An 18415-nucleotide genomic window follows, 5' to 3' on the forward strand; every position below is an offset into this window, starting at 1 on the left:
TTTTGCTCTTTAACAATATATCAGACAATCTGTGTGGGCACTTGTTGATTGACTTGTTTTAAAAATATTTTTTAATTTTGAAGTCTTAATAGGTGCTAACTAGAAATTCATTATACTTTTTAAGTAGTGACATTTTATGTCAGCAGTATTGAGCGATTGAACTTGAATTGAAGAGTTTGATCATGGCTCAGATTGAACGCTGGCGGCAGGCTTAACACATGCAAGTCGAACGGTAGCAGGAGAAAGCTTGCTTTCTTGCTGACGAGTGGCGGACGGGTGAGTAATGCTTGGGAATCTGGCTTATGGAGGGGGATAACTACGGGAAACTGTAGCTAATACCGCGTAATATCGAAAGATTAAAGTGTGGGACCTTCGGGCCACATGCCATAAGATGAGCCCAAGTGGGATTAGGTAGTTGGTGGGGTAAAGGCCTACCAAGCCGACGATCTCTAGCTGGTCTGAGAGGATGACCAGCCACACTGGAACTGAGACACGGTCCAGACTCCTACGGGAGGCAGCAGTGGGGAATATTGCGCAATGGGGGGAACCCTGACGCAGCCATGCCGCGTGAATGAAGAAGGCCTTCGGGTTGTAAAGTTCTTTCGGTATTGAGGAAGGGATGTGTGCTAATAGTAGACATCATTGACGTTAAATACAGAAGAAGCACCGGCTAACTCCGTGCCAGCAGCCGCGGTAATACGGAGGGTGCGAGCGTTAATCGGAATAACTGGGCGTAAAGGGCACGCAGGCGGTTATTTAAGTGAGGTGTGAAAGCCCCGGGCTTAACCTGGGAATTGCATTTCAGACTGGGTAACTAGAGTACTTTAGGGAGGGGTAGAATTCCACGTGTAGCGGTGAAATGCGTAGAGATGTGGAGGAATACCGAAGGCGAAGGCAGCCCCTTGGGAATGTACTGACGCTCATGTGCGAAAGCGTGGGGAGCAAACAGGATTAGATACCCTGGTAGTCCACGCTGTAAACGCTGTCGATTTGGGGATTGGGCTTAAAGCTTGGTGCCCGTAGCTAACGTGATAAATCGACCGCCTGGGGAGTACGGCCGCAAGGTTAAAACTCAAATGAATTGACGGGGGCCCGCACAAGCGGTGGAGCATGTGGTTTAATTCGATGCAACGCGAAGAACCTTACCTACTCTTGACATCCATGGAATCCTGTAGAGATACGGGAGTGCCTTCGGGAACCATGAGACAGGTGCTGCATGGCTGTCGTCAGCTCGTGTTGTGAAATGTTGGGTTAAGTCCCGCAACGAGCGCAACCCTTATCCTTTGTTGCCAGCGATTTGGTCGGGAACTCAAAGGAGACTGCCAGTGATAAACTGGAGGAAGGTGGGGATGACGTCAAGTCATCATGGCCCTTACGAGTAGGGCTACACACGTGCTACAATGGCGTATACAGAGGGTGGCGAAACTGCGAGGTGGAGCGAATCTCAGAAAGTACGTCTAAGTCCGGATTGGAGTCTGCAACTCGACTCCATGAAGTCGGAATCGCTAGTAATCGCGAATCAGAATGTCGCGGTGAATACGTTCCCGGGCCTTGTACACACCGCCCGTCACACCATGGGAGTGGGTTGTACCAGAAGTAGATAGCTTAACCTTTTGGAGGGCGTTTACCACGGTATGATTCATGACTGGGGTGAAGTCGTAACAAGGTAACCGTAGGGGAACCTGCGGTTGGATCACCTCCTTACTGAAAACGAGAGACAATAAGTGTCCACACAGATTGATTGATATATTGTAGACAATATCGAGCAGAAAGCCGTTATTCCCTTGGGTCTGTAGCTCAGGTGGTTAGAGCGCACCCCTGATAAGGGTGAGGTCGGTGGTTCAAGTCCACTCAGACCCACCACTCAAACTGAGTGAGTGATGAAGGTGAATAAGGTGATAAATAAACGATGACATGGGGATATAGCTCAGCTGGGAGAGCGCCTGCCTTGCACGCAGGAGGTCAGCGGTTCGATCCCGCTTATCTCCACCACTTATCATCGTTAAGTAAATTTATTTATTTAGTTTATTTAACGATGATAACTGAAAAGTTTTATCAACTGTTCTTTAAAAAATTGGAAACAAGCTGAAAACAAGAGATTTTCGAGAGAAAGTCTGAGTAGGCAAGGCAGGAAAGTGAAAGAGGGAACTGAAAAGGGAAATCTAAAAATAAAACCTGTTTTGCATAAAATCTTGATTGAACAAAAGCAATCAAGTGTTTAGTTGAATGAAGATACGCATCAAATTGACCGCACTTTCAAGTGAAAACTTAAAGTGATTGAAAACATTTGAGGTTGTATAGTTAAGTGACTAAGCGTACAAGGTGGATGCCTTGGCAATCAGAGGCGAAGAAGGACGTGCTAATCTGCGAAAAGCTTGGATGAGTCGATAAGAGGCGTTTAATCCAAGATATCCGAATGGGGAAACCCAGTAGATGAAGAATCTACTATCACTTACTGAATACATAGGTAGGTGAGGCAAACCGGGAGAACTGAAACATCTAAGTACCCCGAGGAAAAGAAATCAACCGAGATTTCGTCAGTAGCGGCGAGCGAAAGCGAAAGAGCCTGTTAATGATAGCAGCAGAGATAGAGGAATAAGCTGGGAAGCTTAGCGACACAGGGTGATAGCCCCGTACTCGACATCCAGGCTGTGGTACTAAGTTAACGATAAGTAGGGCGGGACACGTGATATCCTGTTTGAAGATGGGGGGACCATCCTCCAAGGCTAAATACTCCTGATTGACCGATAGTGAACCAGTACTGTGAAGGAAAGGCGAAAAGAACCCCGGTGAGGGGAGTGAAATAGAACCTGAAACCTTGTACGTACAAGCAGTGGGAGCCTGAAAGGGTGACTGCGTACCTTTTGTATAATGGGTCAGCGACTTATATTTTGTAGCGAGGTTAACCGAATAGGGGAGCCGAAGGGAAACCGAGTCTTAACTGGGCGAATAGTTGCAAGGTATAGACCCGAAACCCGGTGATCTAGCCATGGGCAGGTTGAAGGTTGGGTAACACTAACTGGAGGACCGAACCGACTAATGTTGAAAAATTAGCGGATGACTTGTGGCTGGGGGTGAAAGGCCAATCAAACCGGGAGATAGCTGGTTCTCCCCGAAATCTATTTAGGTAGAGCCTTGAGCGGACACCTTTGGGGGTAGAGCACTGTTTCGGCTAGGGGTCCATCCCGGATTACCAACCCGATGCAAACTACGAATACCAAAGAGTGATACTCAGGAGACACACGGCGGGTGCTAACGTCCGTCGTGGAGAGGGAAACAACCCAGACCGCCAGCTAAGGTCCCAAAGTCTATATTAAGTGGGAAACGAAGTGGGAAGGCTTAGACAGCTAGGATGTTGGCTTAGAAGCAGCCATCATTTAAAGAAAGCGTAATAGCTCACTAGTCGAGTCGGCCTGCGCGGAAGATGTAACGGGGCTCAAATATAGCACCGAAGCTGCGGCATCAGACGTAAGTCTGTTGGGTAGGGGAGCGTTCTGTAAGCGGATGAAGGTGGCTCGAGAGGGCTGCTGGACGTATCAGAAGTGCGAATGCTGACATAAGTAACGATAAAACGGGTGAAAAACCCGTTCGCCGGAAGACCAAGGGTTCCTGTCCAACGTTAATCGGGGCAGGGTGAGTCGGCCCCTAAGGCGAGGCTGAAAAGCGTAGTCGATGGGAAACAGGTTAATATTCCTGTACTTGGATAAACTGCGATGTGGGGACGGAGCAGGTTAGGTTATCGCACTGTTGGATATGTGCGTTTAAGTTGGTAGGTGGGAAGTTTAGGCAAATCCGGACTTCTATTAAACACTGAGAGATGATGACGAGGCTCTACGGAGCTGAAGTAACCGATACCACACTTCCAGGAAAAGCCACTAAGCTTCAGGTTTATCTAAACCGTACTGAAAACCGACACAGGTGGTCAGGTAGAGAATACTCAGGCGCTTGAGAGAACTCGGGTGAAGGAACTAGGCAAAATAGCACCGTAACTTCGGGAGAAGGTGCGCCGGCGTAGATTGTAGTCCCTCGCGGGCGAAGGTTGAACCGGTCGAAGATACCAGCTGGCTGCAACTGTTTATTAAAAACACAGCACTCTGCAAACACGAAAGTGGACGTATAGGGTGTGATGCCTGCCCGGTGCTGGAAGGTTAATTGATGGTGTAATCGAAAGAGAAGCTCCTGATCGAAGCCCCAGTAAACGGCGGCCGTAACTATAACGGTCCTAAGGTAGCGAAATTCCTTGTCGGGTAAGTTCCGACCTGCACGAATGGCATAATGATGGCCAGGCTGTCTCCACCCGAGACTCAGTGAAATTGAAATCGCCGTGAAGATGCGGTGTACCCGCGGCTAGACGGAAAGACCCCGTGAACCTTTACTATAGCTTGACACTGAACATTGAATTTTGATGTGTAGGATAGGTGGGAGACTTAGAAGTAGTCACGCCAGTGATTATGGAGTCGTCCTTGAAATACCACCCTTTAACGTTTGATGTTCTAACGAAGATTGCGGAACGCGGTCTCGGACAGTGTCTGGTGGGTAGTTTGACTGGGGCGGTCTCCTCCCAAAGAGTAACGGAGGAGCACGAAGGTTTGCTAATCACGGTCGGACATCGTGAGGTTAGTGCAATGGTATAAGCAAGCTTAACTGCGAGACAGACAAGTCGAGCAGGTACGAAAGTAGGTCATAGTGATCCGGTGGTTCTGAATGGAAGGGCCATCGCTCAACGGATAAAAGGTACTCCGGGGATAACAGGCTGATACCGCCCAAGAGTTCATATCGACGGCGGTGTTTGGCACCTCGATGTCGGCTCATCACATCCTGGGGCTGAAGTAGGTCCCAAGGGTATGGCTGTTCGCCATTTAAAGTGGTACGCGAGCTGGGTTTAGAACGTCGTGAGACAGTTCGGTCCCTATCTGCCGTGGGCGTTGGAGAATTGGTTGGGGCTGCTCCTAGTACGAGAGGACCGGAGTGGACGCACCACTGGTGTTCCGGTTGTGTCGCCAGACGCATTGCCGGGTAGCTAAGTGCGGAAGAGATAAGTGCTGAAAGCATCTAAGCACGAAACTTGCCAAGAGATGAGTTCTCCCAGATTATAAATCTGTAAGGGTTGTTTAAGACTAAGACGTAGATAGGTGCGGTGTGTAAGTGTAGTGATACATTGAGCTAACGCATACTAATTGCCCGAGAGGCTTAACTATACAACGCTCAAGTGTTTTTGGAAAACAGAGTGAAAGAAAAAGAAATTAACTAAACGTTCAGCTTGTGGCCAATGAAGAACATAGATAGAATTTAAAATAAACGTTATCAAAGAATTATCCTGGCGGCGATAGTGCGGTGGAACCACCTGACACCATACCGAACTCAGAAGTGAAACGCTGTAATGCCGATGGTAGTGTGGGGCTTCCCCATGTGAGAGTAGGGCACCGCCAGGTTACCAAATACATAAATAGAATAAAGCAGAGTAGAATAAAAGATAAGAACCCCGTGTCGAAAGATATGGGGTTTTTGTTTTTCATAATCTATTTATAATATTAAAGAAACAAGAGTCTGATTTTAGTTTTAATAAAACAACTATCTTCATATACGATTTTTTATAAGTTTGTTAAACTAATAAAAATTTATGTTTTCCTAATTTAATGAATTATCAAGATCGCATTTCTAATATTTTCTCTGTTAATGGCGAATTAAGTCAAAGTATCAAAGGTTTTAGACCTCGAACTGAGCAGATTGAAATGGCACGTGCTGTTGGCGAGTCAATCCAAAATAAATCTTCCCTTGTTATTGAAGCTGGAACGGGTACAGGAAAGACCTTCGCATATCTGGCTCCAGCTCTAGTATTTGGTAAAAAAACAATTATTTCTACAGGATCTAAAAATCTTCAAGATCAGCTTTTTAATCGAGATCTTCCTGCTATTAAAAAAGCCCTTAATTTCACAGGAAAAATTGCGTTGCTAAAAGGTCGGGCAAACTATCTTTGTTTAGAGCGTTTAGATCAAGTGATTGCTCAGGGTGTGCTTGGAGATAAGTCTGTTTTAGCTGAATTAAGCAAAGTACGTAAATGGAATAACAGTACTAAGACAGGTGATTTTACAGAATGTATTGAGCTTGCAGAAGATAGCCCAATTATTCCTCAACTTACTAGTACAGCGGAAAGTTGTTTAGGTACCGATTGCCCTAATTATTCAGAATGTTATGTAGCAAGTGCGCGTAAAAAAGCATTAAATGCTGATTTAGTTGTAGTTAATCATCACTTATTTTTTGCAGATATGGCCGTGAAAGAAAGTGGTTTTGGAGAACTCATTCCGAATGCAGAAGTGATTATTTTTGACGAAGCTCATCAGTTACCAGATATTGCGAGTCAATATTTTGGTCAATCTTTAACATCACGCCAGCTTTTTGATTTGTGTAAGGATATTAATATTGTCTATCGCACAGAACTTAAAGATATGCAGCAGCTTGGCACAACATCTGATACCTTACTGAAGGTTGTACAAGATTTTCGTTTATTACTGGGTAATGGGAGTAATGTTCGAGGAAATTGGCGTGAGCTTTACACGCAAAGTGCGGTGAAAAAATCCTTTGAATTATTACAGGAGAAAATAGATTTTTTAGCTGAGGTAATTAAATTAGCTCTTGGTCGCTCCCAAACTTTGGATAGTATTTTTGAACGTGTTGAATCCATTAAAATTCAGCTCAAGCGTTTATCTGAAACAAATATTGTAGGTTATTGTTATTGGTATGAAGGAAATGGTCGCCAGTTTGGTTTACATATGACGCCATTGACGGTGGCCGATAAATTTGGTGCTCAGCTTGAAGCTAAAGAAGCCGCTTGGATATTTACATCCGCGACATTAGAGGTGGGGGGGACTTTTAATCATTTCTGCCAACGTTTAGGTATTGAAAATGCGACACAAAAAATTTTATATAGTCCCTTTAATTATCCTGAACAATCTTTGCTTTGTGTGCCTCGATATTTGCCGAATACCAATCAAGTGAATACATTAAATTCACTAGGCGAAATGTTATTACCCGTGATTGAAGCAAACAAAGGGCGTTGCTTTGTTCTTTGCACTTCTTATTCAATGATGCGTGGTTTATCAGAATACTTTCGTGAAAAAAGTAATCTTTCTATTCTATTACAAGGTGAAACCTCAAAAGGAAAATTACTCGAGCAATTTATAAAAGAAACGCATAGTGTTTTGGTAGCAACTTCTAGCTTTTGGGAGGGGGTAGATGTGCGCGGTGATGCACTTTCTTTAGTGATTATTGATAAACTTCCCTTTACCGCGCCAGATGAACCTTTGTTGAAAGCCCGTATTGAGGATTGTCGTTTGCAAGGTGGCGATCCATTTAACGACATTCAGCTGCCCGAAGCGGTAATTACCTTGAAGCAAGGCGTTGGGCGTTTAATTCGCGATGTTACAGATCGTGGCGTTGTGATTATTTGTGATAATCGATTAGTGATGCGCAATTATGGCGAAACTTTTTTGAAAAGTTTACCTAACTCAAGTCGTACCCGTGATCTCAACAAAGTGATACAATTCTTACAAAATAAATAAACGAGAATAATAATGCAAAATTTAACTTTATTGGCGCTAGATACTTCAACTGAGGCTTGTTCTGTCGCTTTATTGTATCGTGGTGAGAAAACACATATTAATGAACTTGCTCAACGCACTCACACCAAACGAATTTTACCTATGATCGATGAAATTTTGGCAAATTCAGGGGTAGGTTTAAATCAAGTTGATGCACTTGCCTTTGGGCGAGGTCCGGGGAGTTTTACTGGTGTTCGTGTTGGTGCTGGGATTGCACAAGGTTTAGCGTTTGGTGCGGATTTGCCTGTCATTCCTATTTCAAATTTAACCGCAATGGCACAGGCAGCATTTGAATTACATCAAGTAGAAAATGTCGTTGCAGCGATTGATGCGAGAATGAACGAAGTTTATTTTTCTCAATTAGTGAGAGAAAAAGTGCGGTCTGATGTCGGGGAATTTTTTCAATGGCGAGAAATGATAACTGAACAAGTTTGTTCCCCAGAACAAGCGATTAATCAGCTTCGAGATCATAATGCATTTAGAGTTGGAACAGGTTGGGCAGCGTATTCTCAATTTACTGAAAAAAATCTAACGAGCTCAGATATAGCGTTGCCTAATGCATTATATATGCTGGAGCTCGCACGAGTAGAATACTTGCAAAAACGCACAATATCAGCTTTAGAAATTGAACCGATTTATTTACGGAACGAAGTTACTTGGAAGAAATTGCCAGGACGTGAATAATAACTGGAGGATAGAAAATGAAAGGAAAAATTACCTTATTTTTTACCGCACTTTGTTTGGGATTGACAGGCTGTATGGTACCGCCGAAAGGATTAGAAGAAGAGCGGTTTTCTATTAATTCCTATCGCGATATTTCACCTCAAGATTTAACCTGTCATTGTAAAACTGTTCGACTTGGCGGGAAAATTGTTCAGGCGGCTGTTTTACCAAATCAAACAAAAATTGAAGTGTTAAGTTTACCGGTGTCATCAATTTCAGGTAAACCATTCGTTGAATTTCAATCAGATGGCCGATTCATCGTGTATTTCAATGGTTTTGTTGACCCTGAAAATTTAAAAGAACGTTATATTACTGTGGGCGGGCTATTAGCTGGAACAGAGAAAGGCAAGATAGAACAAGCTGATTATACTTATCCTGTTATTCAACCTGATAAATACCGTATTTGGACACTCAGTACCACCTATGGTTATCCGACAGATGATTGGGATGAAGACGATGATTGGGGATTTTTTAGATGGAGACATCGCCCTTGGTATGTTCAGCCTGAAATTCGCTATTATTTGAATTAAATGATAAAATCTTAAAGATTTTCCAATAAATTAGGATTAAAAATGGAAAAAATTTGGTTTCAAAATTATCCAGAAGGTTCTGAAAAATTTCTGGATACCTCAAAATATGAATCTATTTTGGATATGTTCGACAAAGCTGTGCGCGAACATCCAGATCGCCCCGCTTACATTAATATGGGGCAAGTACTTACTTTCCGTAAATTAGAAGAGCGTAGTCGTGCATTTGCCGCGTATTTGCAAAATGAATTTAAACTTCAACGTGGTGATCGTGTGGCATTAATGATGCCAAATTTATTGCAATATCCTATCGCACTTTTTGGTATTTTGCGTGCGGGCTTAATTGCAGTAAATGTGAATCCTCTTTATACACCGAGAGAATTAGAGCATCAGTTGCAAGATAGTGGTGCGGTAGCGATTGTCGTGGTATCAAATTTTGCTTCTACCTTGGAAAAAGTCGTTTTCAATACCAATGTTAAACACGTTATTCTTACCCGAATGGGCGATCAACTTTCATTTGGTAAACGTACTTTAGTCAATTTTTTTGTGAAATATGTGAAGAAACTGGTGCCGAAATATAAATTACCGCACGCAGTGACGTTCCGAGAAGTATTAAGTATTGGTAAATATCGCCAATATGTTCGTCCTGAAATGGAGCGTGAAGATTTGGCCTTTTTACAATATACTGGCGGCACAACGGGGGTAGCGAAAGGTGCAATGCTGACGCACGGAAATATTATAACCAATGTATTTCAAGCAAAATGGATTGCAGAGCCATTTATCGGTGATCATTCTCGAACTCGCTCAGCTATTTTAGCTTTGCCCCTTTATCACGTATTTGCCTTAACCGTAAATTGCTTATTATTTTTAGAGTTAGGTGTTACGGCGATCTTAATCACCAATCCGAGAGATATTGAAGGGTTTGTGAAAGAGTTGAAAAAATATCGTTTTGAAGCAATCACGGGTGTGAATACCTTATTTAATGCTCTATTAAATAATGAAAATTTCAAAGAAGTTGATTTTTCAGCTTTAAAACTTTCTGTAGGTGGCGGTATGGCTATTCAACAGTCTGTAGCAACACGTTGGCATGAATTGACGGGCTGTAACATCATTGAAGGTTATGGAATGACGGAGTGTTCGCCATTAATTGCTGCTTGTCCGATTAATGTTGTGAAACATAATGGCACTATTGGTGTGCCAGTGCCAAATACTGATATAAAAATCATTAAAGATGATGGTTTAGACGCAAAAATTGGCGAGCCTGGTGAATTATGGGTTAAAGGTGACCAAGTCATGCGAGGCTATTGGCAACGACCAGAAGCAACTAGCGAAGTTTTAAAAGATGGTTGGATGGCAACTGGCGATATTGTCATTATGGATGAATCATATAGCTTACGCATTGTGGATCGTAAAAAAGATATGATTTTGGTTTCTGGTTTTAATGTCTATCCAAATGAAATTGAAGATGTCGTTATGTTGAATTACAAAGTTGCCGAAGCCGTGGCAATCGGTGTACCTCATGAAGTTTCTGGTGAAACGATTAAAGTATTTGTGGTGAAAAAAGATGATAGTTTAACCCGTGATGAACTTCGAAACCATTGTCGCCAATATCTCACTGGCTATAAAGTACCAAAAGAAATTGAGTTCCGAGACGAACTGCCAAAAACCAATGTAGGTAAGATTTTACGTCGGGTTTTACGCGATGAAGAGATCGCAAAACGTTCAAAACATTAATGTCAAAATGGGATAGCAATATCCCATTTTTGTTCTTTTTAAATAAAAAATCACTATGATAAAAGAATGTCAAAATCTACCGCACTTTACAGTCATTACGGATAATACTGCGCTATTGGAAATTTGCAATTTAGCTCAGCAGCAAAGTGCGGTTGCCCTAGATACAGAATTTATGCGTGTTTCCACTTATTTTCCTAAATTGGGATTAATCCAGCTTTATGATGGCGAGCGCGTCTCTTTAGTTGATCCTTTAGCGATTACGGATTTTTCGCCTTTTGTTGCACTATTAGCCAATCCTAAGGTATTAAAAATCTTACATTCTTGTAGTGAAGATTTATTGGTTTTTTTACAAGAATTTGATCAGCTTCCACGCCCAATGATTGATACGCAAATTATGGCGCGCTTTCTTGGGCTTGGTACATCAGTAGGATTGGCTAAATTAGCACAACAATACTTAAATGTAGAAATCGATAAAGGCGCAACTCGCACCAATTGGATTAAGCGCCCCCTTTCTGATATTCAACTTCAATATGCCGCAGGTGATGTTTGGTATTTGTTGCCGCTTTATCATATTCTTGAAAAAGAGTTAGCGAAAACACCTTGGGAACAAGCACTAAGAGATGATTGCGAACTTGCTATTTCTAAAACGCATAAATTGCAAGAACGAGATTCAGAAAAAGCTTATTTAGACATTCCAAATGTTTGGAAATTAAATCCATTAGAATTGTCTCGTTTAAGAATTTTGGCGCAGTGGCGACAAAACGTCGCAATAGAGCGTGATTTAGCACTTTCTTATATTGTGAAATCAGATAATCTTTGGAAAGTGGCAAAGAATAATCCACGTAATACATCTGAAATGTTAGAAATGGGATTAACTGAAAATGAAGTGCGTGTACGTGGTAAAAAGATTTTGCAATTACTTGCTCAAGCAAGACGAGTTTCTTCTAATGACTATCCAAAAACTATTGAACGTATTTCTGAAGATCCTCGTTATAAAAAAACAATTCGATTATTACAAGAAAAAGTGAATAGCTTAACACCGGAAGGTTTAACCCCTGAAATCGTTGCAAGTAAACGAACTTTAGAAGAATTGATTAAATGGGTTTGGAAATATGATTGTTCTCAAGACAAACTACCAGAGTTGCTGATTGGATGGCGCAAACTTATTGGTGAAAAGTTAGTTGATCTCATCAAGTGAACATAACAAATAACCGCACTTAAAAAGTGCGGTTATTTTTTGTGTATTTTTATACGTTGAATCGGAAGTGCATTACATCGCCATCTTGTACGATGTAATCTTTGCCTTCTAAACGCCATTTACCCGCTTCTTTTGCACCGTTTTCACCGTTGAATTGGATAAAGTCTTCATAAGCGATAACTTCTGCTCGGATAAAGCCTTTTTCAAAGTCGGTATGGATTACAGCTGCTGCTTTTGGTGCGGTTGCGCCGACTGAAACTGTCCAAGCTCGTACTTCTTTTACGCCTGCGGTAAAGTAAGTTTGAAGATTTAAAAGTGCGTAACCAGCACGAATTACGCGGTTCAATCCAGGTTCTTCAATGCCTAAATCTTGTAAAAATTCGACTTTTTCTTCATCATCAAGTTCTGCAATTTCAGATTCAATCGCTGCACATACAGGAACAACTACCGCCCCTTCTTTTGCGGCAATTTCACGAACGCGATCTAAATATGGGTTATTTTCAAAGCCATCTTCATTCACGTTTGCGATGTACATTGTTGGTTTTAAAGTTAAGAAGTTGTAACTCTTGATTGCTTGCAATTCTTCTTTATCTAACCCAACAGAGCGAATCATTCCAGCATTTTCAAGCACAGGGAGGATTTTTTCCATAACGGAAAGTTCAAATTTAGCCTCTTTGTCTCCACCTTTGGCACGTTTTTGTAAGCGTTGAATCGCGCGTTCGCAGCTGTCTAAGTCTGCTAAGGCTAATTCGGTATTGATGGTATCAATGTCATCTTGTGGGTCAATTTTCCCCGCAACGTGTACGATATCGTCATTTTCAAAGCAACGAACAACGTGGCCGATCGCATCGGTTTCACGAATATTAGCGAGGAATTTGTTACCTAAGCCTTCACCTTTACTTGCTCCCGCAACTAAGCCTGCGATGTCCACGAATTCCATCGTGGTGGGTAATACGCGTTCAGGTTTAACGATTTCTGCCAATGCATCTAAACGCGGATCTGGCATTGGTACTACACCCGTATTTGGTTCGATAGTACAGAATGGATAGTTTGCGGCTTCAATACCAGCTTTAGTGAGCGCGTTAAAAAGAGTAGATTTGCCGACATTTGGCAATCCCACAATACCACATTTGAATCCCATAATTTTTCCTTATTTTGAGTAAAACGGTTGTAAAACTAACCGCACTTTTAAATTTTGAAACTGTTTAAACGGTTGGTTGCTTTGACCATTCCATCTTTGAAAATCATTTCTACACAATCGGTTGCCTCATCTAGCACTTTTTCAAGTGCATCGCGATCTGCCGGTGATGGTTTATTTAAAACATAACCCGCCACTAAATCACGATGGCCTGGATGTCCAATGCCAATACGTAAGCGGTAGAAATTATTGTTATTGCCTAATTGAGCCACAATATCTTTTAAGCCGTTATGTCCGCCGTGCCCACCGCCTTGTTTGAGTTTTGCTGTGCCTGGCGGTAAATCTAATTCATCATGAATCACTAAAATTTCTTCAGGTTTAATACGGTAAAAACTTGCCAATGCCCCAACCGCTTTACCGCTTAAATTCATAAAAGTTGTCGGCACTAAAAGGCGAACTTCTTTTCCATCCACTAAAGTGCGGGCAGTTTTTCCGAAGAATTTACTTTCTGGATTTAGCGAAACGTTAAAACGACGTGCCAAGCGTTCAATAAGCCATTCGCCCGCATTGTGGCGCGTATCGGTATATTTATCGCCAGGATTTCCTAAACCAACAATGAGTTTTATTTCTGACATTTTTATTTGATGATGTAAAAAATAGTGGCGTATTGTAGCGAAAAAGCCTTAAATTCTCAATCTATAACGCTAAAACAAGCCGCTATAATTGAGTGATGTTATTGCTCGTGATTTATCATTAAAAGTCACCGCACTTTTCCGTTATAATGGTTAAAATTTTTTAACAAAGAAGTAAAAATGAATCAGATTAATATTGAAATCGCTTATGCTTTGCCCGAACGTTATTATTTGAAATCTTTTCAATTTGATGAAGGAATCACCGTGCAAACGGCGATTACGCAATCAGGGATTTTAAGCCAATTTCCAGAGATTGATTTGAGCACAAATAAAATTGGGATTTTCAGTCGTCCAATAAAATTGACTGATGTATTAAAAGAGGGCGATCGTATTGAAATTTATCGTCCATTACTTGCTGATCCGAAAGAAATTCGCCGTAAGCGTGCAGCAGAGCAAGCTGCAGCCAAAGACAAAGAAAAAGGAGCTTAAAAATGACCGCACTTTCATCTGTTGATTTTTGTTTACCTGAACATATCACGCCAGAAATTTTTCTACGTGATTATTGGCAGAAAAAGCCACTTGTGATTCGGAACGGTTTGCCTGAAATTGTTGGGCAGTTTGAGCCACAAGATATTATTGAGCTCGCGCAAAATGAAGATGTCACCGCTCGTTTAGTGAAGACATTTTCTGATGATTGGAAAGTTTTTTTTAGTCCTTTAAGCGAAAAGGATTTCCAAAAATTGCCAGAAAAATGGTCGGTGTTGGTTCAAAATTTGGAGCAATGGTCGCCTGAATTAGGACAACTTTGGAATAAATTTGGCTTTATTCCTCAATGGCAACGTGACGACATTATGGTGTCTTACGCACCGAAAGGAGGCTCAGTTGGTAAGCATTATGATGAGTATGATGTATTCTTGGTGCAAGGATATGGTCATCGTCGTTGGCAATTAGGTAAATGGTGTGATCCAAGTACCGAATTTAAACCTAATCAGCCAATCCGAATTTTTGATGATATGGGCGAATTGGTGATTGATGAAGTGATGAATCCGGGCGACATCCTCTATATTCCAGCGCGTATGGCACATTATGGCGTAGCTGAAGATGATTGTTTAACCTTCTCTTTTGGCTTGCGTTATCCAAATTTAAGTAATTTGATTGATGGAATAAGCAAAGGTTTTTGTCATCAAGATCCTGATTTGAATTTAAGTGAGTTTGATTTGCCGCTACGTTTAAGCCAGTCTGAACAACGTACAGGTAAACTTGCGGATGAAAATATTCAAGCAATGAAACAGCTTTTATTAGATAAATTGGCTCATTCAGAAGCTTTTGATGCATTGTTTAAACAAGCCGTAGCAAGTGCGGTGAGTTCTCGTCGTTACGAGTTATTAGTCTCTGATGAAATGTGTGATCCTGATGAAGTTCGGTCAATTTTAGAAGAGGATGGAGCATTCCTTTTTCAAGACAACAATTGTAAATTGCTTTACACTGAAAATCCGTTGCGTATTTATGCGAACGGTGAATGGCTAGATGAACTTAATGTGATTGAGACCGAAGTATTGAAACGTTTATCTGATGGTGAAAGTTTGGATTGGGCATTTCTATCTAATTTAGTGAATGAAACCGAAGATCCTGAAACTTCGATGGATTTGTTGTTGGATTCAATTTGTAACTGGGTCGATGATGGTTGGGTAATTATAGAATAATCAAGCTCCCCTCTTTAGAAAAGAGGGGATGGGGGAGATTTGATAACGATGTTTAATTACTTACGAGGTTGATTTTACTTCTGCCAAATCTCCCCTTCCCCCCTCTTTGCTAAAGAGGGGGATTATCTTTTACCTTTAATATAGAACAAACTATGTCAGACAATATTTATTCCGTATCTCAACTCAACTCTGCTGCGCGTCAGATGCTTGAGGGCAAATTTTCACAAATTTGGTTAACGGGTGAAATTTCCAATTTTACGCAACCTGTGTCTGGGCATTGGTATTTAACGCTGAAAGATGAAAACGCTCAGGTGCGTTGTGCGATGTTTCGCATGAAAAATTTGCGTGTTGCTTTTCGTCCGCAAAATGGGATGCAAGTGCTTGTGCGTGCTAATGTGAGTTTATATGAGCCTCGTGGTGATTATCAGCTTATTATTGATTCTATGCACCCTGCTGGCGAGGGCTTGTTGCAACAGCAATTTGAAGCGTTAAAAATGAAGTTGGCTGCGGAAGGATTATTTGCTCAAAACCTCAAGAAAAATCTACCGCACTTTAGTAAAGCGGTTGGAATTATAACTTCTTCTACAGGTGCAGCATTGCAAGATATTTTGCATATTTTGGCACGCCGTGATCCAAGTTTAAAAGTTGTTATTTATCCCACTGCGGTTCAGGGTAAAGAGGCGACCGCAGAAATTGTGCAAATGATTGAACTTGCTAATGCGCGACAAGAAGTGGATGTATTAATTGTGGGGCGTGGTGGTGGTTCATTAGAAGATCTTTGGTGTTTTAATGAAGAAGAAGTGGCGCGAGCGATTTTTCATTCAACCTTACCCATTATCAGTGCGGTGGGACATGAAACAGATGTGACGATTGCCGATTTTGTTGCAGATCTTCGTGCGCCGACCCCTTCTGCAGCGGCAGAGTTAGTTAGTCGTAATCAAGATGAATTATTGCAACAATTTCGCCATCAACAGCAACGTTTAGATATGGCATTTGATCGTTTATTTACGCGAAAAAGCCAGCGTTTGAAACAGCTAACCTTACGATTGCAAAATCAGCATCCGCAGAATCAGTTACGAGCTCAACAAGTAAAAAATGAACAGCTTATGCATCGTTTGCAACTTGCTATGTGGCGTCAATTTGAAAATACACAACAAAAATTTACCGCACTTTCTTCTCGTTTGAAACAAAATCCATTGCCATATCGAGTGCAACGTCATCAACAACGCTTAGAGCAGTTACAAGTGCGGTTAAATTTTTGTGTCAATCGCCAAGTGACAGAACGTCAAAATAAACTGGCAACGTTATGCGGAAAATTGGATGGTTTAAGCCCGTTGAAGGTATTGGCAAGAGGTTATTCCATTGCAGAGAACCCGCAAGGTAAAGCCATTGTTAGCATGAAAGATGTCAATCAAGGGGACTTAATTACAACTCAAGTGGCTGATGGAAAAATTGTGAGTAAAGTTTTGTAGGATGCCTATTTCATAAAAATGGAGTGAAATACTGTTTCGCTTACTTCTAAAAAAGAATGCTGTGATTGTTGAATAAATAATCATGGCATTTTATTTTTTTGTGACTCACTTCAAACTTTCAACAAAAAGTGGAAACCTTCTATTTTTTTTATAGTCTTTTAAGCGTATGATTTTGCGCGCAGTTTTGGAGAAAAAGATGTCAGAAATTCAACACTTTAGCCAACAAGATATAGAAATATTGGGTGAACAAACTTTGTATGAAGGTTTTTTCACACTCAAACGAATTCAATTTAAACATAAGCTTTTTGCTGGTGGTGAAAGCGATGTAGTAATGCGTGAATTACTTATTAAAGGTGCAGCCTCTGCCGTCATCGCTTATGATCCAAAAGAAGATTCGGTGATTTTAGTTGAACAAGTTCGTATTGGCGCGGCTTATTATCCTGAATCTCATCGTTCGCCTTGGTTACTCGAATTAATTGCAGGCATGGTGGAAAAAGGTGAAAACCCGGAAGACGTTGCTTTGCGTGAGAGTGAAGAAGAAGCGGGAATTCAAGTAAAAAATTTAACGCATTGCTTAAGTGTATGGGATAGCCCAGGTGGAACAGTGGAGCGAATTCATTTGTTTGCTGGTGAGGTTGATAGTTCACAAGCAAAAGGTATTCATGGTTTGGCTGAAGAAAATGAAGACATTCGAGTACACGTAGTAAAACGTGAACAGGCGTATCAATGGATGTGCGAGGGGAAAATTGATAATGGCATTGCAGTGATTGGATTGCAGTGGCTTCAATTAAATTATGCTCAGTTACAACAAAGTTGGAAATGTAGTTAGGGGGCATTAATGAAAAATACGTTTGTTTATCAGGCGGAAAAGCCTGTTATTAAGTTATTACAAATTACGGATCCCCATTTATTTAAAGATGAAAGTGCGGAATTATTGGGGGTAAATACACAAGCAAGTTTTGCTCAAGTATTAAAGGAAATTCAGCAAGAAAATAACGAATTTGATGTGATTCTTGCTACAGGCGATCTTGTGCAGGATAGTAGTGATGAGGGTTACACTCGTTTTGTAAAAATGATGAAACCTTTCAATAAACCTGTGTTTTGGATTCCGGGAAATCACGATTTTCAGCCTAAAATGGCGGAATTCTTAAATCAGTTGCCAATGGATGGAGCAAAACATCTTCTACTAGGCGAACATTGGCAAGCTTTATTGTTGGATAGCCAAGTGTATGGTGTGCCGCATGGACAACTAAGTCAGTATCAACTCGATTTATTAAAAGAAACCTTAGAAAAAAATCCTGAACGTTATACGTTAGTTGTATTACACCATCATTTATTACCAACTAATTCTGCATGGCTTGATCAACATAACCTTCGTAATTCTCACGAATTGGCAGAAGTGCTTGCGCCTTTTACTAATGTGAAGGCTATTTTGTATGGGCATATTCATCAAGAAGTAAACAGTGAATGGAATGGTTATCAAGTGATGGCAACACCAGCGACTTGTATTCAATTTAAACCTGATTGCCAGTATTTTTCTCTTGATACGTTACAGCCAGGTTGGCGTGAAATTGAGCTACATTCAGATGGTTCAATTCGTACGGAAGTAAAGCGCATTCAGCAAGCGGAATTTTTGCCGAATATGCAAGAAGAAGGGTATTAATCAAATTGAAGTGCGGTGAAAATTCAC

Annotated in this window: 12 protein-coding genes, 2 tRNA genes and 3 rRNA genes; 15 read left to right on the forward strand and 2 right to left on the reverse strand. The window is 41.3% G+C overall.

All coding sequences use genetic code 11. From position 1 onward, the window contains the following. The first annotated feature begins 164 nt into the window (after positions 1 to 164). From AC6H22_RS00920 to rnd, 10 genes are all read left to right on the forward strand, one after another. Positions 165 to 1704, forward strand: a 16S ribosomal RNA gene (locus AC6H22_RS00920). Between the two features lie 82 nt (positions 1705 to 1786). After that, a tRNA-Ile gene (locus tag AC6H22_RS00925) sits at positions 1787 to 1863 on the forward strand. 53 nt (positions 1864 to 1916) lie between these two features. Next, positions 1917 to 1992: transfer RNA gene (locus AC6H22_RS00930), tRNA-Ala, on the forward strand. Between the two features lie 307 nt (positions 1993 to 2299). After that, positions 2300 to 5198 (forward strand): 23S ribosomal RNA (locus AC6H22_RS00935). 118 nt (positions 5199 to 5316) lie between these two features. Then, positions 5317 to 5432 (forward strand): 5S ribosomal RNA (rrf, locus tag AC6H22_RS00940). Together the 16S, 23S and 5S rRNA genes with 2 tRNA genes alongside form the textbook arrangement of a ribosomal RNA operon. A 204-nt stretch (positions 5433 to 5636) precedes the next feature. After that, complete coding sequence (yoaA, locus tag AC6H22_RS00945) at positions 5637 to 7559, forward strand: DNA repair helicase YoaA (RefSeq protein ID WP_005627279.1); 1923 nt, start codon at positions 5637 to 5639, stop codon at positions 7557 to 7559. A gap of 12 nt (positions 7560 to 7571) precedes the next feature. Continuing rightward, positions 7572 to 8282 (forward strand): tRNA (adenosine(37)-N6)-threonylcarbamoyltransferase complex dimerization subunit type 1 TsaB, encoded by a 711-nt coding sequence (gene tsaB / locus AC6H22_RS00950; RefSeq protein WP_005627280.1) that lies wholly within the window; start codon positions 7572 to 7574, stop codon positions 8280 to 8282. A gap of 17 nt (positions 8283 to 8299) precedes the next feature. Beyond that, positions 8300 to 8851, forward strand: a complete 552-nt coding sequence (locus tag AC6H22_RS00955; protein ID WP_005627281.1) for a Slp family lipoprotein — start codon at positions 8300 to 8302, stop codon at positions 8849 to 8851. Between the two features lie 42 nt (positions 8852 to 8893). Beyond that, on the forward strand, positions 8894 to 10582 hold the full coding sequence (gene fadD, locus AC6H22_RS00960) for a long-chain-fatty-acid--CoA ligase FadD (protein WP_005627282.1): 1689 nt from the start codon (positions 8894 to 8896) through the stop codon (positions 10580 to 10582). A 55-nt stretch (positions 10583 to 10637) separates the two neighbouring features. Continuing rightward, positions 10638 to 11780 carry a ribonuclease D gene (gene rnd / locus AC6H22_RS00965; RefSeq protein WP_005627283.1) on the forward strand — a complete coding sequence of 381 codons (1143 nt, stop codon included), beginning with the start codon at positions 10638 to 10640 and terminating at the stop codon, positions 11778 to 11780. 49 nt (positions 11781 to 11829) lie between these two features. Here the strand turns inward: rnd and ychF are convergent, their stop codons facing one another. Then, positions 11830 to 12921, reverse strand: coding sequence for a redox-regulated ATPase YchF (ychF, locus tag AC6H22_RS00970; RefSeq protein ID WP_005627284.1), 1092 nt, complete (start codon positions 12919 to 12921; stop codon positions 11830 to 11832). A gap of 47 nt (positions 12922 to 12968) precedes the next feature. Next, positions 12969 to 13553 (reverse strand): aminoacyl-tRNA hydrolase, encoded by a 585-nt coding sequence (gene pth, locus AC6H22_RS00975; protein ID WP_118817448.1) that lies wholly within the window; start codon positions 13551 to 13553, stop codon positions 12969 to 12971. A gap of 177 nt (positions 13554 to 13730) precedes the next feature. Here pth and AC6H22_RS00980 point away from each other — a divergent pair, with 177 nt between their 5' ends. The 5 genes from AC6H22_RS00980 (at position 13731) to cpdA (ending at position 18388) form a co-directional block, all read left to right on the forward strand. Then, positions 13731 to 14039 (forward strand): RnfH family protein, encoded by a 309-nt coding sequence (locus AC6H22_RS00980; RefSeq protein WP_111407544.1) that lies wholly within the window; start codon positions 13731 to 13733, stop codon positions 14037 to 14039. Between the two features lie 2 nt (positions 14040 to 14041). After that, on the forward strand, positions 14042 to 15253 hold the full coding sequence (locus AC6H22_RS00985; RefSeq protein WP_118817449.1) for a ribosomal protein uL16 3-hydroxylase: 1212 nt from the start codon (positions 14042 to 14044) through the stop codon (positions 15251 to 15253). Between the two features lie 152 nt (positions 15254 to 15405). Next, the gene (xseA, locus tag AC6H22_RS00990; RefSeq protein ID WP_497515205.1) at positions 15406 to 16725 is read left to right on the forward strand and encodes an exodeoxyribonuclease VII large subunit; all 1320 of its coding nucleotides are present in this window, start codon (positions 15406 to 15408) and stop codon (positions 16723 to 16725) included. 196 nt (positions 16726 to 16921) lie between these two features. Beyond that, positions 16922 to 17554 carry an ADP-ribose diphosphatase gene (nudF, locus tag AC6H22_RS00995; RefSeq protein WP_032825717.1) on the forward strand — a complete coding sequence of 211 codons (633 nt, stop codon included), beginning with the start codon at positions 16922 to 16924 and terminating at the stop codon, positions 17552 to 17554. A gap of 9 nt (positions 17555 to 17563) precedes the next feature. Further along, positions 17564 to 18388: a 3',5'-cyclic-AMP phosphodiesterase gene (gene cpdA / locus AC6H22_RS01000; RefSeq protein ID WP_005628581.1), complete on the forward strand. Its 825-nt coding sequence runs from the start codon at positions 17564 to 17566 to the stop codon at positions 18386 to 18388. Positions 18389 to 18415 lie beyond the last annotated feature (27 nt).

This window comes from Haemophilus sp. THUN1690, from assembly GCF_059704375.1.

Bases quoted from the DNA above. Each gene is read 5' to 3' on its own strand.
- AC6H22_RS00980 (WP_111407544.1), top strand. From the start codon at position 13,731: ATGAATCAGATTAATATTGAAATCGCTTATGCTTTGCCCGAACGTTAT.
- AC6H22_RS00985 (WP_118817449.1), top strand. From the start codon at position 14,042: ATGACCGCACTTTCATCTGTTGATTTTTGTTTACCTGAACATATCACG.
- AC6H22_RS00955 (WP_005627281.1), top strand. From the start codon at position 8,300: ATGAAAGGAAAAATTACCTTATTTTTTACCGCACTTTGTTTGGGATTG.
- cpdA (WP_005628581.1), top strand. From the start codon at position 17,564: ATGAAAAATACGTTTGTTTATCAGGCGGAAAAGCCTGTTATTAAGTTA.
- nudF (WP_032825717.1), top strand. From the start codon at position 16,922: ATGTCAGAAATTCAACACTTTAGCCAACAAGATATAGAAATATTGGGT.
- pth (WP_118817448.1), bottom strand. From the start codon at position 13,553: ATGTCAGAAATAAAACTCATTGTTGGTTTAGGAAATCCTGGCGATAAA.
- fadD (WP_005627282.1), top strand. From the start codon at position 8,894: ATGGAAAAAATTTGGTTTCAAAATTATCCAGAAGGTTCTGAAAAATTT.
- rnd (WP_005627283.1), top strand. From the start codon at position 10,638: ATGATAAAAGAATGTCAAAATCTACCGCACTTTACAGTCATTACGGAT.
- xseA (WP_497515205.1), top strand. From the start codon at position 15,406: ATGTCAGACAATATTTATTCCGTATCTCAACTCAACTCTGCTGCGCGT.
- yoaA (WP_005627279.1), top strand. From the start codon at position 5,637: ATGAATTATCAAGATCGCATTTCTAATATTTTCTCTGTTAATGGCGAA.
- ychF (WP_005627284.1), bottom strand. From the start codon at position 12,921: ATGGGATTCAAATGTGGTATTGTGGGATTGCCAAATGTCGGCAAATCT.
- tsaB (WP_005627280.1), top strand. From the start codon at position 7,572: ATGCAAAATTTAACTTTATTGGCGCTAGATACTTCAACTGAGGCTTGT.